This window comes from Streptomyces sp. NBC_00158 (assembly GCF_045160885.1).
Taxonomy (GTDB): domain Bacteria; phylum Actinomycetota; class Actinomycetes; order Streptomycetales; family Streptomycetaceae; genus Streptomyces.
Genome location: NZ_CP108161.1, coordinates 4,613,723 through 4,634,334, shown reverse-complemented (window position 1 = coordinate 4,634,334; position 20,612 = coordinate 4,613,723). Strand labels below are relative to the sequence as shown.

Below are 20,612 nucleotides of genomic sequence, written 5' to 3'. Positions count from 1 at the left end.
TGTGGGCTTGATCCGTCATGGACAGTCTGTCAGCTAAGTCAGCTTAGGCTCATGCCGTACGGATCCCCTCCCGAGGAGAGCACTGACATGAGCGAGCGACTCCAGCCGGGCGACATCGCCCCCGCCTTCACCCTGCCCGACGCGGACGGCAACGAGGTCTCGCTGGCCGACCACAAGGGCCGCAAGGTGATCGTGTACTTCTACCCGGCGGCCCTGACGCCGGGCTGCACCAAGCAGGCCTGCGACTTCACGGACAACCTGGACGCCCTGGCCACGGCCGGCTACGACGTCATCGGCGTCTCCCCGGACAAGCCGGAGAAGCTCGCGAAGTTCCGCGAGCAGGAGCACCTGAAGGTCACCCTGGTCGGGGACCCGGAGAAGGAGACCCTGACGGCGTACGGCGCGTTCGGCGAGAAGAAGCTGTACGGCAAGACGGTCACCGGGGTCATCCGCTCCACGGTGGTCGTGGACGAGGAGGGCAAGGTCGAGCACGCCTTCTACAACGTCAAGGCCACCGGTCACGTTGCGAAGATCATCAAGGACCTGGGCATCTGACCCCACCCGGCCCTGCCCCGCGAAGTCCCGCACCCCAAGTGGTGCGGGACTTTCCGTTTATCGCACGTAACCTCCCGTGATGCTGATCGGTTAGCCCGCATGACAACCGCCGCGAGAACCTGCGCTTCCTCTGCCCAAACTGCCACTCCACCACGGACACCTACCGAGGACGCGCAAAGGGGCGGCGGCAGTGAGCACGCGCACCTACCACCCGAGGCCCTCGGGTACGGCACTGCGGGAGGCCGTGGCCGCATCGGTCTCGCTGTCCGGAACCCTGAGCCTGCTCGACCTCCCGGCGAACGGAACACTCAACGAGAGGCTGAAGCGCTGGATCCGCGAGGAAGGGCTCTCGACAGCGCACTTCCTGGGGCAGGCCCATCAGCGCGGCAAACCCGGCACCTGCCCGCCGCGATCCGCTGACGAGATCCTCGTCAAGCGCGAAGACGGGCGGCGCACGAAGACCGCGCAGCTGCGCCGCGCCCTCCGCGAGGCGGGCGCGCCCGAGCGCTGCGCCGAGTGCGGCGCTCCACCCGAATGGATCGGGCTCCCCATGACCTTGGAGGTGGACCACGTCAACGGCGACCGGAGTGACGACAGGATCGGAAACCTCCGGCTGCTGTGCCCCAACTGCCACGCGATTACGGACACCTGGTGTCGCGGTGGACGGTGACGCAAGTCGGTCGCCCCATCTGACGGAACCGCCGTAGACTAGCCGCAGCCGACTGGGCGAATGTCTGGTTTGGGCGGCCGTGGTGGAATTGGCCTACACGCAACTTTTAGGTAGTTGTGGGAGAAATCCCTTGAGGGTTCGAGTCCCTCCGGCCGCACACATCGAAGGCCCCGCACGCAAACCGTGCGGGGCCTTCGGCATGAAGGTGCGTCAGCCCAGCAGTTCCCGCAGGACCGGGATCAGGCCGCGGAAGGCCTGGCCCCGGTGGGAGATGGCGTTCTTCTCGTCCGCCGTCAGTTCCGCGCAGGTGCGGGTTTCGCCCAGGGGCTGGAGGATCGGGTCGTAGCCGAAGCCGCCGCCGCCCGCCGGGGTGTGGCGGAGGGTGCCCAGGAGGCGGCCCTCGACGACGCGTTCGGTGCCGTCGGGGAGTGCGAGGGCGGCCGCGCAGAAGAAGTGGGCGCCCCGGTGTTCGTCGGCGATGTCGCCCAGCTGCGCCAGCAGGAGGTCCAGGTTGGCGCGGTCGTCGCCGTGGGCGCCGGCCCAGCGGGCGGAGAAGATGCCGGGGGCGCCGTTCAGGACGTCGACGCACAGGCCGGAGTCGTCGGCGATGGCGGGGTGGCCGGTGGCCCGCGCGAGGGCGTGCGCCTTGAGGAGGGCGTTCTCGGCGAAGGTGACGCCGGTTTCCTTGACGTCCGGGATCTCGGGGTACGCGTCCGCGCCGACCAGCTCGTGCGGCAGGCCGGCGGCGGACAGGATGGCGCGGAGTTCGGTGACTTTGCCCGCGTTGCGGGTCGCGAGGATCAGGCGGGTCATGCCCCCATTATCCCGGGGTGCAGACCTTGGAGATCTCGGCGGCGGCGTCGGCGATCGGCTTGACGTCGGGGGTGGTGTCGCCGTTGTTGACGGCGGTGCGGACGTTCTTGACGGCCGTGCTCATGGAGTCGACGGCCTTGCCGAGGTCGGCGTTGCCGGTCGTGTCCTTGATGTTCTTGAGGTTGGTGTCGATCTGGTCGAGCGCGTTCTGGGTGTCCTGGATGCTGTTGCCCGCGTTGGAGACGGCCTGCTGGAGATTGTTGACGCTGTCCGCTATGGCGACGGCGGTGTTGGCGCAGTCCATGGCGGTGGAGATGGCGTCGCAGGCGGTGAGTGCCGGGATGGTGAGGGCCGCCGCCAGGGCGACCGCGGCGATGCGCTGCTTGGGCTTGTTCGGCTTCATGGATCGGTCCCCCGGAAAGGCTCGGATGCGTGGACGGGCGCACGGTCGTGAGACCGTGCGCCCGTACCCGCGTAAACGCGTGCCCGCGTCCGGCGGTTGCTAGGGGACCTGGAGGTCCAGGGCGCCGAGCTGGAGGGCTTCCAGGTCGGCGCAGCCGCCGGCGGCGAGGTCGAGGAGGGCGTTGAGTTCCTTGCGGTCGAAGGGTTCGCCCTCGGCGGTGCCCTGGACCTCGACGAAGCGGCCGTCGCCGGTGCAGACGACGTTCATGTCGGTCTCGGCGCGGACGTCCTCCTCGTAGCAGAGGTCGAGGAGGGGGACGCCGTCGACGATGCCGACGGAGACGGCGGCGACGGTGCCGGTCAGGGGCTTGCGGCCGGCCTTGATGTGCTTCTTCTGCTGGCCCCAGGCGATGGCGTCGGCGAGGGCGACGTAGGCACCGGTGATGGCGGCGGTGCGGGTGCCGCCGTCGGCCTGGAGGACGTCGCAGTCCAGGACGATGGTGTTCTCGCCGAGGGCCTTGTAGTCGATGACGGCGCGCAGCGAGCGGCCGATCAGGCGGGAGATCTCGTGGGTGCGGCCGCCGATCTTGCCGCGGACGGATTCGCGGTCGCCGCGGGTGTTGGTGGAGCGGGGCAGCATCGAGTACTCGGAGGTGACCCAGCCTTCGCCGCTGCCCTTGCGCCAGCGCGGGACGCCTTCGGTGAAGGAGGCGGTGCAGAAGACCTTGGTGTCTCCGAAGGAGATGAGGACGGAGCCCTCGGCGTGCTTGCTCCATCCGCGTTCGATGGTGACCGGGCGGAGCTGTTCGGGCGTGCGGCCGTCGATGCGAGACATGGCTGTGAGCCTAGTCGGTGCGGGGGTACGCGTGGACCCCGTCCGGTGTGCCCGGTACGGGGTCCTCGTACTGCCCTGGTGGGGTGTGGTGAGCCGGGGGCTCAGCTCACATCATGTCTTCGATCTCGCCGGCGATCGGGTCGGCGTCGGTGCCGATGACGACCTGGATGGCGGTGCCCATCTTGACGACGCCGTGGGCGCCGGCGGCCTTGAGGGCGGCTTCGTCGACGAGGGAGGGGTCGGCGACCTCGGTGCGCAGGCGGGTGATGCAGCCCTCGACCTCTTCGATGTTGTCGATGCCGCCGAGCCCGGCGACGATCTTCTCAGCCTTGGTGGCCATGTGTTTCTCCCTGAGTGTTTCGAAGGACGAGTCTCTGCGGCCGTGGCCGGCCGGCTACCCGCTGCGTCCTGTTCGTCACGTTAGCTCACGTTGCTCACGGTTGGCCTATCTGCGCGAGCGCGAGCCGGACGCCTGTCGAAGGATGACGATCAGCAGCAGCCTGCCCACAACTGGTCTACACCAGTGTGCCGCACGTACTGCGACTGCCAAAACGGGCCGGTCGAGGGAGGACGCGGATGAGCGCGAGCAGTGCGGCGGAGGTGCCGCGCGGTCAGCGGTGGAACGGGTTGTTCCAGGGCCTGCAGAAGATGGGGCGCAGTCTTCAGCTGCCGATCGCCGTGCTGCCGGCGGCGGGCATCCTGAACCGGCTCGGGCAGCCGGACGTGTTCGGCAAGGACGGTCTGGACTGGAGCGCGGTCGCGAAGGTGATGGCGGGGGCGGGCGGTGCGCTGCTGGACGCGGACCTGGGCCTGCCGCTGCTGTTCTGCGTGGGTGTCGCGATCGGCATGGCGAAGAAGGCGGACGGTTCGACGGCGCTGGCGGCGGTGGCGGGGTTCCTGGTGTACCGGGGGGTGCTGCACGCGTTCCCGAAGCCGTGCCCGTCGGGGACGAAGGACATCGGGGGCGGCTGTCTGACGCCGACGGACACGTTCGCGGGGTACGCGTACCAGAACCCGGGGGTGTTCGGCGGGATCGTGATGGGGCTGCTGGCGGCCTGGTTCTGGCAGCGGTACCACCGGGTGAAGCTGGTGGACTGGCTGGGGTTCTTCAACGGGCGGCGGCTGGTGCCGATCATCATGTCGTTCGTGGCGATCGCGTTCGCGGTGCTGTGCCTGTGGGTCTGGCCGCCGGTCGGTGACGCGCTGGAGAGCTTCTCGGACTGGCTGGTGGGTCTGGGTGCCTGGGGTGCGGGCATCTTCGGCGTGGCGAACCGGGCGCTGCTGGTGATCGGCCTGCACCAGTTCCTGAACGTGCCGGTGTGGTTCCAGTTCGGCAGTTACACGAAGCCGGACGGGGCGACGGTGCACGGCGACATCAACATGTTCCTGGCGGGTGACCCGGACGCGGGGCTGTTCCTGTCCGGGTTCTTCCCCATCATGATGTTCGCCCTTCCGGCGGCGGCGCTGGCGATCACGCACTGTGCGAAGCCGCAGCGGCGCAAGGAGGTGGGCGGGCTGATGCTGTCGGTGGGCCTGACCTCGTTCGTCACGGGGATCACGGAGCCGCTGGAGTACTCGTTCCTGTTCGTGGCGCCGGCGCTGTACGTGATCCACGCGGTGCTGACGGGCGTGTCGATGGCGGTGACGTGGGCGCTGGGGGTGCACGACGGGTTCAGTTTCTCGGCCGGTCTGATCGACTACGTCATCAACTGGGGGCTGGCGACGAAGCCGTGGCTGATCGTGCCGATCGGGCTGGGGTTCGCGGTGGTCTACTACGTGGTGTTCCGGTTCGCGATCACGCGGTGGAACATCCCGACGCCGGGGCGGGAGTCGGACGAGGAGATCGCCGCGATGCAGGCGGAGAACACCAAGGCGTAGCACGGCGAGGCGCAGTGCCGCGCAGCGCCGTGCAGTGCCCCTTGTGACACAAGGCCAGGGCCTTCGGATCCAACGATCCGGAGGCCCTTCGTCCTGTGGCGCAGGCCACACAAAATCGAAGGTTCCTTATCTAACCCCGACCGTGCTACAACTGGTCTACACCACCCAATGGTGTAGACCATGCAGCTGCCGAGCAGCCATTGGTCCCCCACTTCCGAGACGCCGCCACCCCCATTTTCCATGTCCCCAGGCAGCGCCTTGTCCACTGGAGGAACCCATGTCCACAGCGACCGCTGCGGAGAAGAAGAAGGGCGCTGGCGTGATGGCCGTCATGCAGCGCATCGGCCGGAGCCTCATGCTCCCCGTTGCCGTGCTGCCGGCCGGCGCTCTGCTCATCCGCCTCGGCCAGGACGACATGCTCGGCAAGGCGTCGCTGCCGGACTTCATCAACAAGATCGCCACCTACATGGCGGCCGGTGGTGACGCGATCATCGGCAACATGGCGCTGCTGTTCGCCGTCGGCATCGCGATCGGTTTCGCCAAGAAGGCCGACGGCTCGACGGCCCTGGCCGCCGTCACCGGTTACCTGGTCTTCCAGAAGGTGCTCGCCACCTTCACCGACCCGAGCCTGCCGAAGATCGCCAAGGTGGCCGACGGCAAGATCGTCATGGTCGAGGCGCCCGTGGACGCCAAGGTCCTCGGCGGTGTCGTGATGGGCATCGTCGTCGCCCTGCTCTACCAGAAGTTCTACCGGACCAAGCTGCCCGACTGGGCGGGCTTCTTCGGCGGCCGCCGTCTCGTCCCGATCCTCTCCGCCTTCGCGGGTCTGTTCATCGGCATCGTCTTCGGTCTGATCTGGCCGGTCCTCGGCAAGGGCATCCACGGCTTCGGCGAGTGGCTGGTCGGCTCCGGCGCCGTCGGCGCGGGCATCTTCGGCGTCGCCAACCGTGCGCTGATCCCGGTCGGCATGCACCACCTGCTCAACTCCTTCCCGTGGTTCCAGGCGGGCGAGTACAACGGCAAGAGCGGCGACATCGGCCGCTTCCTCGCCGGCGACCCGAGCGCCGGACAGTTCATGACCGGCTTCTTCCCGATCATGATGTTCGCCCTCCCGGCGGCCTGCCTCGCGATCGTCCACTGCGCCCGCCCCGAGCGCCGCAAGGTCGTCGGCGGCATGATGTTCTCCCTCGCGCTCACCGCGTTCGTCACCGGCGTGACCGAGCCGATCGAGTTCACCTTCATGTTCATCGCCCCGGTGCTGTACGCGGTCCACGCGGTCCTGACCGGTGTGTCCATGGCCCTGACCTGGGCGCTCGGCATGAAGGACGGCTTCGGCTTCTCGGCCGGCGCGATCGACTTCTTCCTGAACCTCGGCATCGCGACCAAGCCGTGGATGCTCGTCCTGGTGGGCCTGTGCTTCGCGGCCCTCTACTACGCGATCTTCCGCTTCGCGATCATCAAGTGGAACCTCCCCACGCCGGGCCGCGAGTCCGACGAGGAGCTCGCCGAGCTGGCGAAGGCCGAGGCCAAGTAACGAGTTTCGTAGGCGGCAACTACGCGACGGAGCCCCCGCTCTCCCGGAAGGGAGGGCGGGGGCTCCGTCGTGTCCGGGACTGCCCGGGGTCAGACCTCGTACACGGCGCCCGCGTGCGCGAGGTCGACGCGGCCGTCGTAGACCGCGCGGGCGTCCGCCAGGTTCTGCGCGGCGTCCGTCCACGGCGGGATGTGCGTCAGCACGAGCCGTCCGACCCGGCCGTCGCGCGCGTACTCGCCGGCCTCCCGGCCGTTGAGGTGGAGGTCCGGGATGTCCTCCTTGCCGTGCGTGAAGGAGGCCTCGCACAGGAACAGGTCGGCGCCCTCCGCCAGCGTCCCCAGCTCGGGGCAGACCCCGGTGTCGCCCGAGTACGCCAGCACGCGCCCGCCGTGCTCGACGCGGATGCCGTACGACTCGACCGGGTGGCAGACCTTCTCGGTGCGGACGGTGAACGGGCCGATCTCGAAGACGGCGGACTTCAGGGTGCGGAAGTCGAAGACCTCGCTCATCGACCGCTCGTCCGGGACGTCCTCGTACGCCGTGGTCAGGCGCTGCTCGGTGCCCTCGGGACCGTAGACCGGGATGGTTCCGCAGCGGCCGCCCTCGTGCCGGTAGTAGCGGGCCACGAAGTACGCGCACATGTCGATGCAGTGGTCGGCGTGCAGGTGGCTCAGGAAGATCGCGTCGAGGTCGTAGAGACCGCAGTGGCGCTGGAGGGCGCCGAGGGAGCCGTTGCCCATGTCGAGGAGCAGCCGGAAGCCGTCGGCCTCGACGAGATAGCTCGAACATGCCGAATCCGCGGCCGGGAAGGACCCCGAACAGCCGACGACGGTGAGCTTCATGGAGCGTGAACCTCCGGGGACGGTCCGTGGACGGAATGCGGGCCGTGCGTGGGTCGAGCGTAAGGCGCGAAACCTCCGGTCGCTCCTCCGCGGCGGGCCGTTGTGGGGGGAATCACCTGTGCTGTCACCCAGGGGAGCGACAGGGGGCACGGGCGTTGCCGCGCCGGGGGCCCGGTGCGCGGCTACGGTCGGAATATGGACACGTCGTGGTGGCCCGCCGTACTGGCGGCGGTCGCCGTGGCGGTGGTGGTGCTGCTCCCCCGGCGGGCCACGGCGGTGGCGGTCGCACCGCCGCCCCACGGGCCGGCGCCGCCGCCGCGCGTGCGGCCGGGTGAGCTGTGGCGGCTGGCGGACGGCCGGACCTGCCTGGTGCTGGCCGTACGGGCGAACCGGGAGCGGGCGCGGGTGGCCTGGATCGCCGGGAAGTACGACGACCGGCGGGCCGGGGTGATCCCGGTGCCGCCGGGGATGGCCGGGTGGCACGGGCGGGGCGGTTTCCTGGAGGCGGACCGGCCCGAGGAGGTGTCGCTGTGGGAGTTCCGCACGCCGGTGGGGACACTGGACCCGGTGCTGTGGGACGAGGCCAAGGGGCTGGGAGGCGGTGCGGAGTGATCCGGCTGCGGCGTGTCTACGATCCCCCGGAGCCGGGGGCCGACGGCGTACGGGTCCTCGTGGACCGGCTGTGGCCGCGCGGGCTGTCGAAGGAGGCGGCCGCGGTGGAGCAGTGGCCGCGGGCGGTGACCCCGTCGGCGGAGCTGCGGAAGTGGTTCCACGCGGGAGGTTCGCCCGAGGAGTTCCGGCGGAGGTACGAGGCGGAGCTGGCGTCCCCGGGGGCGCTGGAGGGCCTGGCCCGGCTGCGGGAGCTGGCGGCGGCGGGCCCGCTGACCCTGCTGACGGCGGTCAAGGACCCGGACCACAGCCACGCGGCGGTGATCGCGGAGCTGCTGGGCGGCGGGGGCTGACCCGGCCGGCCGCGCACCGCCGCGCCCGGCGGGGTACGGCGGGCGCGGCGGACGGGGCCGGGGGCGCGGGGCGGGCGTCAGACCACCGTGTGGGTGCGGTCGTCCGTGCACAGGGCCCAGATGACGAAGACGCCGAAGGCGATCGAGACGAGCCCCCACAGTGGCTGGTAGGGCAGCCACAGGAAGTGCGCGAGGACCGAGAGGGCGGCCACGACCACACCGGCGATGCGGCCCCAGTGGAGGCCCTTGAGGATCGCGACGCCGACGATGAAGACGATCACGCCGAGGATGATGTGGATCCAGCCCCACGAGGTGAGGTTGAACTTGAAGGTGTAGTCGCCGATGGGGACGTAGATGTCGTCCTTGGCGAGGGCCGCGATGCCTTCGAAGACGCTGACGACGCCGCCGACCGCCATCAGGACGCCGGCGAAGATCACGCCCCCGCCGGCCCACGCGTTCGATGAGCCCCGTCCCTGGCCAGGAGCACCGACAGGCGCCGAGGGGGTCTTTCCGCCCGGGGTGGTGGTCATGTCGACGACCTTCCTGCTGCTGGGAAACCGGTCGTTCCGAGCGTGCGGGAGCGCTTCCGGCCGGGCGACCCGTGCGGGCCGAACGGGTGAATCCCGGGGGACGCGCGGAGCCGGGGGACGACGGCGCGCGTCCCCCGGCTCCGGGGCGTTCGTGGGGCCGCGCGCGGCGCGCGGCGGGGCCTCAGGCCCAGAGCTGTCCCTGGAGGACCTCGATGGCCTCTTCGGTCGTCGCCGCCGTGTAGACGCCGGTCGACAGGTACTTCCAGCCGCCGTCGGCCACGACGAAGACGATGTCGGCGGACTCCCCGGCCGCGACCGCCTTGCGGCCCACGCCGATCGCAGCGTGCAGCGCGGCTCCGGTGGAGACGCCCGCGAAGATGCCCTCCTGCTGGAGGAGTTCGCGGGTGCGGGTCACCGCGTCGGCCGAGCCCACCGAGTAGCGGGTGGTGAGCACCGAGGCGTCGTACAGCTCGGGTACGAAGCCCTCGTCGAGGTTGCGCAGGCCGTAGACGAGGTCGTCGTAGCGCGGCTCGGCGGCGACGATCTTCACTCCGGGCACGTTCTCGCGGAGGTAGCGGCCGACGCCCATGAGGGTGCCGGTGGTGCCGAGGCCCGCCACGAAGTGGGTGATGGACGGGAGGTCGGCGAGGATCTCCGGGCCGGTGGTGGCGTAGTGGGCGCCCGCGTTGTCCGGGTTGCCGTACTGGTAGAGCATCACCCAGGAGGGGTTCTGCTCGGCCAGTTCCTTCGCCACGCGCACGGCGGTGTTCGAGCCGCCCGCGGCCGGCGACGGGATGATCTCGGCTCCCCACATCGCGAGAAGGTCGCGGCGCTCCTGCGAGGTGTTCTCCGGCATCACGCACACGATCCGGTAGCCCTTGAGCTTCGCGGCCATGGCGAGCGAGATGCCCGTGTTGCCGGAGGTGGGCTCCAGGATGGTGCAGCCGGGGTACAGGCGGCCGTCCTTCTCCGCCTGCTCGACCATGTGGAGCGCGGGGCGGTCCTTGATCGAGCCGGTCGGGTTGCGGTCCTCCAGCTTGGCCCAGATCCGGACGTCCTCCGAGGGGGACAGCCGGGGCAGGCGCACGAGCGGGGTGTTGCCGACCGCCGCGAGCGGGGAGTCGTAGCGCATTACTTCGAGCCGCCGGCCACGGCCGGGAGGATGGTGACGCTGTCGCCGTCCTTGAGGGCGGTGGCGATGCCGTCGATGAAGCGGACGTCCTCGTCGTTGAGGTAGACGTTCACGAAGCGGCGCAGCTTGCCGTCCTCCAGGAGGCGCGCCTCGATGCCCTTGTGACGGCTCTCCAGGTCCGCGAACAGCTCGGAGAGGGTGGCGCCCTCGCCGTTCACGGCCTTCTCGCCGTCGGTGTAGGTGCGGAGGATGGTCGGGATGCGGACCTCGATGGCCATGGCAGGCTCCAGTGTCGTGAAGGGGGCGAAGAGGTGTGCGGGCGCGCGTTCGTGCAGCCCCCGCGCGGAAGGGGCCCGGTGCTCAGACGGCAGGACAGATGGCGCTGGCGAGGCGGCACAGGTCGACGTGCAGCCGCGCCACGAGCAGCAGCCTGCCGGGCGTCTCGATGCTCACGTCGTGGGAAACCATGCGGTCATGTTAACGATTCCCGGTCCCGTGTTTGGAGTGTGATCCCGCATCGTGGACGCCGTCGGCTCACATGGTGGTCAGTAGGCGGCTACGACCTGCACTTCTTCCTCCGTGATCACGCCTTCGACGATCCGGTAGGAGCGGAACTGGAACTCGCCGAGGCCGTCCTGGTCGGCCGTGGAGACGAGGACGTAGTGCGCGCCGGGCTCGTTCGCGTACGTCACGTCGGTGCGCGAGGGGTAGGCCTCGGTGGCGGTGTGCGAGTGGTAGACGATCACGGGCTCCTCGTCCCGGTCGTCGAGCTCGCGGTAGAGCTTGAGCAGATCCTTCGAGTCGAACTCGTAGAACGTGGGCGACCGGGCCGCGTTGAGCATCGGGATGAACCGCTCGGGGCGGCCGGTGCCCGCCGGGCCGGCCACGACGCCGCACGCCTCGTCCGGGTGGTCCTTGCGGGCGTGCTCGACGATCTGGTCGTACAGGGCCTGGGTGAGGGTCAGCATGAGCCACAGGATAAGCAGACGGGCCCTCCCGTACCGAGGGCTGGTACGGGAGGGCCCGAATGGTGGACACGCCGCCCTGGGCGCGGGGCCCGGGGGCGGGTTCCCGGCCGCGGCAGGCGGCCGGGAACCGCGTTCAGCGGGTCAGCGGGTGACCTTGTTGAAGGCGGCGCCCTGCGGGTTGCGGGCCTTCAGGACGAGGTAGGAGACGCCCAGGATCAGGCCCCACAGCGGGGCGCAGTACAGCGAGACGCGGGAGTCCTTGTCGACACCCATCATCACGATGACCATGCCGATGAAGAGCAGGGCGAACCAGCTGGTCCACGGGGCGCCGGGGGCGCGGAAGGCGGACTGGGGCAGCTCGCCGCGGTCGGCCTTGGCGCGGTAGCGGATCTGGCAGACCAGGATCATGACCCAGGCCCACATGCCGGAGATGGTGGCGAAGGAGACCACGTAGTCGAAGGCCTTGCCCGGGGCGACGTAGTTGATCCAGACGCCCACCAGCATCAGCGCGGCGGAGAAGGTGGTGCCGGCGAGCGGGGTGCCGTTCTTCGTGAGCTTGGTGAAGAACCTGGGTCCCTGGCCGTTGAGCGCGAGGTCGCGCAGCATGCGGCCGGTGGAGTACATGCCCGAGTTGCAGGAGGACAGGGCGGCGGTCAGCACCACGAAGTTGACGATGGCGGCGCCGATGCCGAGGCCCATCTTCTCGAAGGCGAGGACGAAGGGGCTCTCGCCGGCCTTGAAGTTGGACCACGGGATGACCGACATGATCATGATGAGCGCGCCGACGTAGAAGACTGCGATGCGCCACGGCACGGTGTTGATGGCCTTGGGCAGCGTCTTCGCGGGGTCCTTGGACTCGCCGGCGGTGACGCCGACCAGCTCGACCGCGAGGAAGGCGAACATCACGATCTGCAGGGTCATCAGCGTCTCGCCGATGCCGTTGGGGAAGAAGCCCCGGTCGTTCCAGAGGTTGGAGACGGAGGCGGTCGCGGCGGCGTCGGAGAAGCCGATCGTGAGGATGCCGGCGCAGATCAGGATCATGCCGACGATGGCGGTGACCTTGACCATGGAGAACCAGAACTCCAGCTCGCCGAAGAGCTTCACGGAGATCAGGTTGGCGGCGTAGAGGATCACGGTGAAGATCAGCGCGTACGCCCATTGCGGGAAGCTGTCGTTCGTCCAGTACGACATGTACTTCGCGGCGGCGGTGACCTCGGTGATGCCGGTGACCACCCAGAACAGCCAGTAGGTCCAGCCGGTCGCGTAGCCCCAGAACGGGCCCAGGAACTCGCGGGCGTAGTCCGAGAAGGAACCGGACACGGGCCGGTACATGAGCAGTTCGCCCAGGGCCCGCATGATGAAGAAGATGACCAGTCCGGCGATGGCGTAGGCCAGGATCAGACTCGGTCCGGCCTTGGAGATCGCCTTGCCCGCGCCCAGGAAGAGGCCGGTGCCGATGGCTCCGCCGATCGCGATCATCTGGATCTGGCGGGCTCCGAGCGCCCGGTGGTAACCCTCCCCGTCGCCCTCGCCCTGACCGCCCTCGCCGGGCGTCCTGTCGTTCTGCTCGACCTGCACAGAGGTCATGTCTTGGTGCGCCTTTCTCCACGCCGACCCGCGCCTCGAACGGCTGCGGATCGGGTTCCTCGATCCCCCCGGATACGGATGGAGTTGCACGCCGGCGGTCAGCCGGTTCAAGCGGGCCGGGGGACATGGGTGGCGTCCCGTCGGCGGTCGTGAAGATCTATCACGTGCCCGCGGGCGGGAGAAGGGCGGAAAAGTGGCGCAGGGCACGTCAATATCAGGACATGGCGGCGGAAAAGCGTCAGATCACCGCATGGCGGTGATCTGATCGTTATCCGGATTTGAGCGTCCGCTGAGCGAACGCTCACGCGTCCTTGACATCCGCGGAGCGGACGGCCCCGCGGCGGGGGCCCTCAGAGGGTCTCGATGAGCGTCTCCTGGAGGCCGCCGAGCCAGAGGTACGCCATCACCATCGGCTTGCGCGGGTCGTCGTCCGGGAGCCGGAAGAGCACCGCGCTCTCGTCGTCCTCGGTGATGTCCAGCCGGGCCGCGATGGTCAGCCGGAGGTCGTTGAGCGCCCCGAGCCAGCGCAGCGGCAGCTCGCCGGTCAGCTCCAGCACCGCCGCGCCGTCGCCGGCCGGGGCGAGGGAGTCGAGGCTGCGCACGACGGCCAGCGCGTCCTCCCGCTTGCGGGTGCGCAGGTCGTTCTCGGTGAACCGGCGGAACTCCGCCGAGCGGGCCCGCAGCTCCTCGGGGTCCTCCCCGGAGCCGGGGCCGCCGGGGGCCCCGTAGGCGTCGGGGAAGAGCCGGGCGAGCGCCGGGTCGGCCGGGGGCTCGGTGGGGCCGTCGGAGGCGGCGAACAGCACGGCGAGGGGGTCGGCGTCCGGCTCGGGCTCCGGCTCGCCGGGGCCGATCAGCTCCAGCAGCTGCACGGCCAGCGAGCGCAGGATGGAGATCTCGATCTCGTCCAGGGCCACCGCGGCCCCGCCGCCCTTCAGGGGCTCGAACACGCCGCCCATCAGTTGCGGTCCTGCGAGAGGGTCGCCCAGAGCCCGTAGCCGTGCATGGCCTGCACGTCGCGCTCCATTTCCTCGCGCGTGCCGCTGGAGACGACCGCCCTGCCCTTGTTGTGGACGTCCATCATCAGCCTGGTCGCCTTGTCCTTGGGGTATCCGAAGTACGCCTGGAACACGTACGTCACGTAGCTCATGAGGTTGACCGGGTCGTTGTGCACCAGGGTCACCCACGGGACGTCGGGTTCGGGGACCGCGAAGGTCTCTTCGGCCGATTCGGTGCGTTCGATCTCAATGGGAGCAACACTCACCCGTCCCATGCTGCCACTGTGACGTGCCGGTCGCACAAACAGGCCCCTACATCTCGTCACTTTGACGAGATGTGCGCTAGCATCCGTGACATGAACCCTGCGGACCTGGGCCTGCCGGTGGACGTGCCGTCGACAGCGCTCTTCACGGATCACTACGAGCTGACGATGCTGCAGGCCGCCCTGGCGAACGGCACCGCCGAACGCCGCTCGGTCTTCGAGGTCTTCACCCGGCGGCTGCCCGAGGGGCGGCGCTACGGGGTGGTGGCCGGTACCGGGCGCGTCCTGGACGCCGTGGAGAACTTCCGGTTCGACGGCGCGGTACTGGAGTTCCTGCGGGAGCGGGCCGTCGTCGACATGCGGACGCTGGACTGGCTGGCGTCGTACCGCTTCTCGGGTGACATCTGGGGCTACCCGGAGGGGGAGGTCTACTTCCCCGGATCGCCGGTCCTGCGGGTCGAGGGCAGCTTCGCCGAATGCGTGCTGCTGGAGACGGTCGTCCTCTCCATCCTCAACCACGACTCCGCGATCGCCGCGGCCGCCTCCCGGATGGCCTCGGCGGCGGGCGAGCGCCCGCTGATCGAGATGGGGGCGCGCCGGACGCACGAGCTGGCGGCGGTCGCCGCCTCGCGGGCCGCGTACGTCGGCGGCTTCACCTCCACCTCCGACCTCGCCGCCGGCTTCCGGTACGGGATCCCGACGGTCGGGACCAGCGCGCACGCCTTCACCCTCGTCCACGACAGCGAGCGCGACGCCTTCACCGCGCAGGTGGCCTCGCTCGGCGGCGGGACCACCCTGCTGGTGGACACGTACGACGTCGCGGAGGCCGTGCGGACCGCGGTGGAGGTCGCCGGGACGGACCTGGGCGCGGTCCGGATCGACTCCGGGGACCTGCTGCTCGTCGCGCACCGGGTGCGGCAGCAGCTGGACGAGCTGGGCGCGACGGGCACCCGGATCGTGGTCACCTCCGACCTCGACGAGTACGCCATCGCCTCGCTGGCGGCGGCGCCGGTGGACGCGTACGGGGTGGGCACCCAGCTGGTGACCGGCAGCGGGCACCCGACGTGCTCGATGGTCTACAAGCTGGTCGCGCGGGCCGCCTCGGCGGACCCGAAGGCGCCGCTGGTACCGGTGGCGAAGAAGTCCTCGGGCGGCAAGACGTCCGTCGGCGGCCGCAAGTGGGCGGCGCGCCGGCGGGACTCCGAGGGGGTCGCGGAGGCCGAGGTCGTCGGCACCGGGCCGGTGCCGGCCGCGCTCGCCGACTCGCAGCTGCTGGTGCAGCTGGTGAAGGGGGGCGAGGTGGTGGCCCGCGAGCCGCTGGAGGCCGCGCGAGACCGCCACCGGGCGGCGCGGGCGGGGCTCCCGCTCTCGGCGACGCAGCTCTCGCGGGGCGAGGCCGTGATCCCGACCGAGACCCCTTCCTAGGCCGTGGCCTAGACGCGCACCGTCCGTCGGCCCCGTCCCGTTTCGGGACGGGGCCGAACGGGGGAAGAGGCACCGCGGGGCCCCGCCGACCGAACCACAGACGCCAACGCTAAGGACACGCGACATGCACCGCGCACTGATCGTCGTCGACGTACAGAACGACTTCTGCGAAGGCGGCAGCCTCGCGGTCACCGGCGGGGCCGACGTCGCCGCCGCGATCACGGAGCTGATCGGGCAGAGCACCGCCGGCTACCGGCACGTGGTGGCGACTCGGGACCACCACGTCGACCCCGGGTCGCACTTCGCGCGGCCCCCGGCCGAGCCGGACTACGAGACCTCCTGGCCGGTGCACTGCGTCGCCGGGACCGAGGGCGTCGGGTTCCACCCGAACTTCGCCCCCGCCGTCGCCTCCGGGGCGGTCGCCGCCGTCTTCGACAAGGGTGCCCACGAGGCCGCGTACAGCGGTTTCGAGGGCGCCGACGAGAACGGCCGGGGCCTCGCCGAGTGGCTGCGCGAGCGGCACGTGAGCGAGGTCGACGTGGTCGGCATCGCCACCGACCACTGCGTGAAGGCCACCGCCGTCGACGCCGCCCGCGCCGGCTTCACCACCCGCGTGCTGCTGGACCTGACGGCCGCCGTGGCCCCCCACACCACCGAGAAGGCGCTGGAGGAGCTCCGGGCGGCCGGGGTCACCCTCGTGGGCGGCTGAGCCCCCTCAGCCGCCCAGGAGGGCGCGGATCGGGTGCCAGAGCTCCTGCCCCGGGTCCGGGGCGCCGCGCCACAGGAGGCCGTCGGGGTGGTGCAGGACGGCGGTGATCTCGTCCGGGGTGGGGGGCTGCGCGTTGCCCCTCAGGTACACGGCCCGCATCCCGAGGTTCCGCAGCCTGGTCAGGGCGCGGGCCCGGTTCACGGCGTGCACCAGCACGCGCACGTCGCCGCCGTCGCCGGACGGCCTCGGCAGCGTGAGCGCGACCACCACGCTGCCGCCTGGCAATCTGACGAAACCTCCACCGGGCATGATCCTCAGCTCCCCCGTCAATAAGAACAGTCGTCCCCGCATCTAAACGCGATCGGCCGCCGCCCGCTAGAGGGCGACGGCCGATCATGCTTTGACCTGCGGCTTTACCGAATTACTTGGCGGCGGGGCCGACCTCGATCGTCATCTGGAGACCGTCGTAGGTCTCCTTCGCGATCTTGATCTTGGTGTTGGTGTCAGTGACCTTCACCGAACCGGTCGGGTTCTCGTCGTAGTAGTACTTGCCCTTGTGGTCGTCGAAGACCAGGTTCGCGGGCTTCGGCTTGACGAAGAGCGACTCGCCCTTGTTGTGCAGGGTGAACGCGTCCGTCGAGTACGCGCTGAAGGTGGCGTCGTACGGCTGGATCTTGTTGCGCAGCAGGGTGCCGTCCGACCACTTCATCGGCTTGGCGTTGGCGTCGACCGGCAGGATCAGGCCCTGGCCCGGGTGCTGGCTGGTGTTGTTGTCCTTCTGGGACTTGTCCCACAGCCAGATCAGCAGGCCGTCCTGGTACGGGTAGTGCTCGACCCAGCCCGGCTTGGTGTTGGTCCAGCCGAAGTTGTACGGGCCCACCTTGAGGGTGGAGTCGTACGAGACGTAGCGGCGGTTCTCGGCGATGTAGTACTGCGGGTACTCCTTGGTGAAGCCCCCGCCGATGCGCTCGAAGCCCTTGCCGGTCCAGCCGTTGTCGCCGTTCTCGGCGCCGTCGGCGAACAGCGTGGCGCCGTCCGCGGTCAGGGTGACGGCGTCGGCCGTGAAGCCCTTGCCGCCCGCGCCGCCGTCCGTCTGGTAGCGGAAGCGGAGGTCGACCTTCTTGCCCGCGTAGGCGTCCAGCGGGAAGTTCAGGGACTTCCAGGCGCCGGAGGTGCCGGTCAGCGACGGGCTGCCGGAGGCGTCGGCCGGGATGGCCGCGCCGTCGGCGGTGCCGGCCAGCGCGTGCCAGGTGGCGCCGCCGTCCGTGGACACCTCGGTGTAGAGGAAGTCGTAGTCGGCCTCGATGTCCCACCAGCCCTTGAGGGAGAGGGCGGCGGACTTCTTGCCCGTCAGGTCGACCGAGCGGGTCAGGGTGTTCTTGAGGTCGTCACCCATCTGGCTCCACCACTGCGAGGAGCCCTCGGCGGGAGCGACGATGTCGGTCTTGACCTGCTTCTTCGGCAGCTCGACGACCAGCGCCTGCTTGTCCTTGGTGTTGTACTCCGAGACGCCCAGCTTGTGGGTGGACTTCGTCGCGGCCTTGGCCGTGTCGTAGTTCAGCCAGCCCAGCTGGAGCTTGTCCCAGGCGGTCATGTCGCCCGGGAGGTCGCCTATGGAGTCCTTGCCGTTGCCGAGCCAGGAGCCCGCCGACATCAGGGACCAGAAGCCGACCGAGTTCTCGCCGCCACCGGAGGTGTCGTAGAGGTCCGGCAGACCGAGGTCGTGGCCGTACTCGTGCGCGAAGACGCCGAGGCCGCCGTTCTCCGGCTGCATCGTGTAGTCGCCGACCCAGATGCCGGTGTTGCCGATCTGGGTGCCGCCGGCCTTGTTGTTCTCCGGGCCGGTCTTGCCCAGGTCGGTGCCGTACGCGTACCAGCGGTGCGCCCACAGCGCGTTCTTGCCCTGCGCGCCGCCGCCGGCCGACTCGTCCTCGCCCGCGTGGACGATCTGGAAGTGGTCGATGTAGCCGTCGGGCTCGTTGAAGTTGCCGTCGCCGTCGAAGTCGTTGCGGTCCCACTGGTCGTACTGCGCCAGCTGGGCCTTGATCTGGGCGTCGGTCTTGCCGGCCTTCTTCTGGGCCTCGGTCCACGCGGTGACGCCGTCGCGGACGGTGTCCCACACGTTGGAGCAGTTGGTCTGCTTGCACCAGTTCGAGCCGTAACGGGCCTCGTTGTACGGGACCTTGACCCAGTCGGCGACCTCGCCCTCGACCGAGTAGCGGCCCGAGGAGGTCTTCTCGTAGTAGGTCTTCAGCGAGTCCTTGCCCTGGCCCGTACCGAAGTACAGGTCCTGGAAGTAGTCGCGGCTGAAGTCCTTGCGCCAGGCCGTGCTGTTGTTGTTCGCGCGGTCGGGCTGCGCGATCGTGTTGTGCAGCGGACCGGGGGTGCCGCCGTACTTCGGCTCGGCCGGCTGCGGGCCGGGGCCGTCCGGGTCGAACATGGTCGTGTTGTCGACCTGGTCGCCGAACTCGACGAGGATCGTGAAGATCTTGTCGGTCTTCTCGCGGCCCAGCTCGACGTACTTCTTGTCGTCGAGCTTGACGACCTTCGAGGCCCCGCGCTGCTCGACGTTCTTCTTGCCCGCCAGCACCTGGTCAAGGGCCGCTTCACGCGCCTGCGCGTTCTGCTTGCTGAACGGGGTCTCCAGGTTGTGCTGGACCTGCTCCTTCGCGGGGGAGCTCGGGTCCTGCTTGTCCGCGGCCGGGGCGTTGCCCCACGCGGTGGTGGCCTGGGCCGTGGTGAAGAAGGCGCCCGATGCCGCGGTGGCGGCCAGGGTCACGCCGACGGCGGCGGCGCGCAGCGCGCGACGCCTGGTGGAGTTACCGGTCACTTGATGTCGTTCCCCTCCCGCGGCCGCGACGTGGGTCGGAACATCTCCGTAGGAGTGGGGGGTTCCGCGCGGCGCGCGTCTCAAGTGACGACATTTGACCGGAGAGTCTAAAGAAAAGACAGACCTTGACTTCTTCCTTACAACTGCACTATGCGGTCAGCGAGTTCCGCTATTCGGACGTTCCGTCGCCATACGGGCTCATCCGGGGCGAAGGGCTCCGGATATCGGGTCCCGCGACCGGTCGTGCGACGCCGTGCGCCCCTCCGTGCCCCGACACCGTGGGTAAGGTCACGCTTACCTGTTGCTCCGTCCGGGCATCCCTCACGGGAGTCACTTGACGCGTGCGCGATCTGTCGATGCGACTCCCCCCTCCACGCCTTGAGGACGGAAAACGCCATGCCGCGTCCGACTGCCGCACAGCTCGCCTACGGCTCCGCCACCGTCGTCGTGTCGACGATCGCCATGCTGCTGCTCTCGCAGACGAGCACCGGGATCGGAGTCGCCGTCATCTCCGCCGCCGCCCTCGCCCTGGGGCTGCTCGTCGCGCTCACCGTGCCGCTGCCGCGGCGGCGGGGCCGGCACGCGGCCCGGCGGGGCGGGGCGCAGGCGGCGGCCGGGGACGCGGCCGGGGGTTCGGCGGGCGGTTCCGCCGGGCGGGGCGGGGCGGCGGCGGGGGCGGGTGCCTCCCGGGTGCCCGAGCCCCGGACGGCCCCTGCGGACCACCCCGTCCACCACTGACCGGACAGCGGCGCGGGCGGCCGGCCCCCACCGGGGTCGGCCGCCCGCGCGTGCCCTCGTACGAAGGAGTCCGGCTCAGGTCGAGGTGACCACCACCGTCTTGGCCACCTTGTCGTGGAGCGCCTGCCGGTACGGCTTGTCGACGAGCATCGAGACGATCAGCGCGAGCGGCCACAGGCAGAAGCAGCAGACCAGCGTCGGCACCCAGAGCACGGCGCCGCGGCCGAGCGCGGGGCCGGACGGCGGCACGCTGCCGTCGTTGAGCATCGCGACGCGCAGGCCCATCGCCTTCTTGCCTACGGTCTGCCCGTTCTTCTTCGTGAACCACCAGTCGTAGCCGACGTACGCGAGGATCGCGATCAGCGTCCACACCAGGCCGGTGCCGCCGTACGACTTCGTGATGACCTCGGTGACGTCCTCGCCCTTGTCGGTGTCCACGACGTACCGCCGCGTTCCGAAGGGCAGTTGGATCAGGAACAGCGGTACGCCGACGATCAGCGTGTCGATCACGCGGGCGGCGAGCCGCTTGCCGAAGTCGGCGAGCGGGGGCATCCCGGCGAGCGGGTCGGGCATGCCGTAGCCGCCACCGCCGCCGTACGGGTCTCCGGGCCCGCCTCCGTACGGGGGCGGGGGGTAGCCGCCGCCGGGGGGCGGGGGCGGCGGAGGGGGGTAGCCGCCGCCACCGGGGGGCGGGGGCGGCGAGCCGTACGGCGAACCGCCCGACGGAGGCGTCGGCTCCTGGGGCTTCTTGAGGAACGGGTCGTCCTCGGGCCGGTCGCCCGGCGGCGGCTGGTCGGTGCTCATGGCCCGAGTCGAACCCGGCGCCGTCCGGCCCGCAACGCGGCCGCGTCCGTCCGGGGCACGGGCCTCCGCTGCGGCGCCCGCGGGCCCGGCCGGGGAGGCCGGGGGGCGGTCGGGCGGCGGTCGGGCAGACATCGGGCGGC

At 70.2% G+C, this 20,612-nt stretch carries 24 protein-coding genes, 1 tRNA gene and 2 pseudogenes; 11 read left to right on the top strand and 16 right to left on the bottom strand.

All coding sequences use genetic code 11. The annotated features are described in order from the left end of the window. The first annotated feature begins 87 nt into the window (after nucleotides 1-87). The 4 genes and pseudogenes from bcp (at nucleotide 88) to OG553_RS21340 (ending at nucleotide 1,382) form a co-directional block, all read left to right on the top strand. Nucleotides 88-555, top strand: a complete 468-nt coding sequence (bcp, locus tag OG553_RS21355; RefSeq protein WP_361597615.1) for a thioredoxin-dependent thiol peroxidase — start codon at nucleotides 88-90, stop codon at nucleotides 553-555. A 101-nt stretch (nucleotides 556-656) separates the two neighbouring features. Beyond that, nucleotides 657-749: pseudogene (locus OG553_RS21350) on the top strand (HNH endonuclease); the annotation flags it as partial. After that, the gene (locus OG553_RS21345) at nucleotides 746-1,225 is read left to right on the top strand and encodes an HNH endonuclease (protein WP_405980518.1); all 480 of its coding nucleotides are present in this window, start codon (nucleotides 746-748) and stop codon (nucleotides 1,223-1,225) included. The pseudogene OG553_RS21350 and the gene OG553_RS21345, both read left to right, overlap by 4 nt. 73 nt (nucleotides 1,226-1,298) lie before the next feature. Beyond that, nucleotides 1,299-1,382: transfer RNA gene (locus OG553_RS21340), tRNA-Leu, on the top strand. 53 nt (nucleotides 1,383-1,435) lie between these two features. On the opposite strand, the gene rdgB is transcribed toward OG553_RS21340, so the two are convergent. The 4 genes and pseudogenes from rdgB to OG553_RS21320 all read right to left on the bottom strand — a co-directional run. After that, entirely contained in the window at nucleotides 1,436-2,038 is a 603-nt protein-coding gene (gene rdgB, locus OG553_RS21335; protein ID WP_405980517.1) for an RdgB/HAM1 family non-canonical purine NTP pyrophosphatase, read from the bottom strand. A gap of 7 nt (nucleotides 2,039-2,045) precedes the next feature. Next, nucleotides 2,046-2,441: a hypothetical protein gene (locus OG553_RS21330; protein WP_405980516.1), complete on the bottom strand. Its 396-nt coding sequence runs from the start codon at nucleotides 2,439-2,441 to the stop codon at nucleotides 2,046-2,048. A gap of 99 nt (nucleotides 2,442-2,540) precedes the next feature. Further along, on the bottom strand, nucleotides 2,541-3,275 hold the full coding sequence (gene rph, locus OG553_RS21325) for a ribonuclease PH (RefSeq protein WP_405980515.1): 735 nt from the start codon (nucleotides 3,273-3,275) through the stop codon (nucleotides 2,541-2,543). Nucleotides 3,276-3,381: 106 nt separating this feature from the next. Further along, nucleotides 3,382-3,633, bottom strand: a pseudogene (locus OG553_RS21320) (glucose PTS transporter subunit EIIB); the annotation flags it as partial. Between the two features lie 218 nt (nucleotides 3,634-3,851). Between OG553_RS21320 and OG553_RS21315 the strand changes: the two are divergent. Next, on the top strand, nucleotides 3,852-5,153 hold the full coding sequence (locus tag OG553_RS21315; RefSeq protein WP_405980514.1) for a PTS transporter subunit EIIC: 1,302 nt from the start codon (nucleotides 3,852-3,854) through the stop codon (nucleotides 5,151-5,153). A 277-nt stretch (nucleotides 5,154-5,430) separates the two neighbouring features. Continuing rightward, nucleotides 5,431-6,687 (top strand): PTS transporter subunit EIIC, encoded by a 1,257-nt coding sequence (locus OG553_RS21310; protein WP_405980513.1) that lies wholly within the window; start codon nucleotides 5,431-5,433, stop codon nucleotides 6,685-6,687. An 89-nt stretch (nucleotides 6,688-6,776) separates the two neighbouring features. Here OG553_RS21310 and OG553_RS21305 read toward each other — a convergent pair whose 3' ends face one another. After that, nucleotides 6,777-7,529 carry an MBL fold metallo-hydrolase gene (locus OG553_RS21305; RefSeq protein WP_405980512.1) on the bottom strand — a complete coding sequence of 251 codons (753 nt, stop codon included), beginning with the start codon at nucleotides 7,527-7,529 and terminating at the stop codon, nucleotides 6,777-6,779. A gap of 195 nt (nucleotides 7,530-7,724) precedes the next feature. On the opposite strand from OG553_RS21305, the gene OG553_RS21300 reads away from it, so the two are divergent. Both OG553_RS21300 and OG553_RS21295 read left to right on the top strand, forming a co-directional pair. After that, entirely contained in the window at nucleotides 7,725-8,141 is a 417-nt protein-coding gene (locus OG553_RS21300) for a hypothetical protein (RefSeq protein ID WP_405980511.1), read from the top strand. Beyond that, complete coding sequence (locus tag OG553_RS21295; protein ID WP_405980510.1) at nucleotides 8,138-8,491, top strand: DUF488 domain-containing protein; 354 nt, start codon at nucleotides 8,138-8,140, stop codon at nucleotides 8,489-8,491. Before OG553_RS21300 ends, OG553_RS21295 begins: the two co-directional genes overlap by 4 nt. A 77-nt stretch (nucleotides 8,492-8,568) precedes the next feature. Here OG553_RS21295 and OG553_RS21290 read toward each other — a convergent pair whose 3' ends face one another. The 8 genes from OG553_RS21290 to clpS all read right to left on the bottom strand — a co-directional run bounded on the left by OG553_RS21290 (nucleotide 8,569) and on the right by clpS (nucleotide 13,978). Beyond that, the gene (locus OG553_RS21290) at nucleotides 8,569-9,021 is read right to left on the bottom strand and encodes a hypothetical protein (protein ID WP_405980509.1); all 453 of its coding nucleotides are present in this window, start codon (nucleotides 9,019-9,021) and stop codon (nucleotides 8,569-8,571) included. A gap of 181 nt (nucleotides 9,022-9,202) precedes the next feature. Next, on the bottom strand, nucleotides 9,203-10,153 hold the full coding sequence (locus OG553_RS21285; protein WP_125816755.1) for a PLP-dependent cysteine synthase family protein: 951 nt from the start codon (nucleotides 10,151-10,153) through the stop codon (nucleotides 9,203-9,205). Then, complete coding sequence (locus tag OG553_RS21280) at nucleotides 10,153-10,431, bottom strand: MoaD/ThiS family protein (RefSeq protein ID WP_405980508.1); 279 nt, start codon at nucleotides 10,429-10,431, stop codon at nucleotides 10,153-10,155. Before OG553_RS21280 ends, OG553_RS21285 begins: the two co-directional genes overlap by 1 nt. Before the next feature lie 82 nt (nucleotides 10,432-10,513). Further along, nucleotides 10,514-10,621, bottom strand: coding sequence for a putative leader peptide (locus OG553_RS21275; protein WP_312847437.1), 108 nt, complete (start codon nucleotides 10,619-10,621; stop codon nucleotides 10,514-10,516). Nucleotides 10,622-10,698: 77 nt separating this feature from the next. Next, on the bottom strand, nucleotides 10,699-11,121 hold the full coding sequence (locus OG553_RS21270) for a Mov34/MPN/PAD-1 family protein (protein ID WP_405980507.1): 423 nt from the start codon (nucleotides 11,119-11,121) through the stop codon (nucleotides 10,699-10,701). Between the two features lie 141 nt (nucleotides 11,122-11,262). Continuing rightward, complete coding sequence (locus OG553_RS21265; RefSeq protein WP_405980506.1) at nucleotides 11,263-12,708, bottom strand: amino acid permease; 1,446 nt, start codon at nucleotides 12,706-12,708, stop codon at nucleotides 11,263-11,265. 350 nt (nucleotides 12,709-13,058) lie between these two features. Continuing rightward, a complete protein-coding gene (locus OG553_RS21260) occupies nucleotides 13,059-13,664 on the bottom strand; it encodes a DUF2017 domain-containing protein (protein ID WP_405980505.1) in 606 nt (201 codons plus the stop codon). Then, on the bottom strand, nucleotides 13,664-13,978 hold the full coding sequence (clpS, locus tag OG553_RS21255) for an ATP-dependent Clp protease adapter ClpS (RefSeq protein WP_405980504.1): 315 nt from the start codon (nucleotides 13,976-13,978) through the stop codon (nucleotides 13,664-13,666). The genes OG553_RS21260 and clpS overlap by 1 nt, the downstream gene beginning before the upstream one ends. Nucleotides 13,979-14,059: 81 nt before the next feature. Here clpS and OG553_RS21250 point away from each other — a divergent pair, with 81 nt between their 5' ends. Together OG553_RS21250 and OG553_RS21245 are read left to right on the top strand one after the other, a co-directional pair. Continuing rightward, a complete protein-coding gene (locus OG553_RS21250) occupies nucleotides 14,060-15,391 on the top strand; it encodes a nicotinate phosphoribosyltransferase (RefSeq protein ID WP_405980503.1) in 1,332 nt (443 codons plus the stop codon). A 124-nt stretch (nucleotides 15,392-15,515) separates the two neighbouring features. Beyond that, on the top strand, nucleotides 15,516-16,100 hold the full coding sequence (locus OG553_RS21245) for a nicotinamidase (protein WP_405980502.1): 585 nt from the start codon (nucleotides 15,516-15,518) through the stop codon (nucleotides 16,098-16,100). A gap of 6 nt (nucleotides 16,101-16,106) precedes the next feature. Here OG553_RS21245 and OG553_RS21240 read toward each other — a convergent pair whose 3' ends face one another. After that, the gene (locus OG553_RS21240) at nucleotides 16,107-16,409 is read right to left on the bottom strand and encodes a hypothetical protein (RefSeq protein WP_042800953.1); all 303 of its coding nucleotides are present in this window, start codon (nucleotides 16,407-16,409) and stop codon (nucleotides 16,107-16,109) included. A gap of 112 nt (nucleotides 16,410-16,521) precedes the next feature. Beyond that, a complete protein-coding gene (locus OG553_RS21235) occupies nucleotides 16,522-18,930 on the bottom strand; it encodes an immune inhibitor A domain-containing protein (RefSeq protein ID WP_405980501.1) in 2,409 nt (802 codons plus the stop codon). A 396-nt stretch (nucleotides 18,931-19,326) separates the two neighbouring features. Between OG553_RS21235 and OG553_RS21230 the strand changes: the two genes are divergently transcribed. Continuing rightward, a complete protein-coding gene (locus OG553_RS21230; protein ID WP_405980500.1) occupies nucleotides 19,327-19,668 on the top strand; it encodes a hypothetical protein in 342 nt (113 codons plus the stop codon). A gap of 75 nt (nucleotides 19,669-19,743) precedes the next feature. Here OG553_RS21230 and OG553_RS21225 read toward each other — a convergent pair whose 3' ends face one another. Continuing rightward, the gene (locus OG553_RS21225; RefSeq protein WP_405980499.1) at nucleotides 19,744-20,472 is read right to left on the bottom strand and encodes an RDD family protein; all 729 of its coding nucleotides are present in this window, start codon (nucleotides 20,470-20,472) and stop codon (nucleotides 19,744-19,746) included. Between the last annotated feature and the right edge of the window lie 140 nt (nucleotides 20,473-20,612).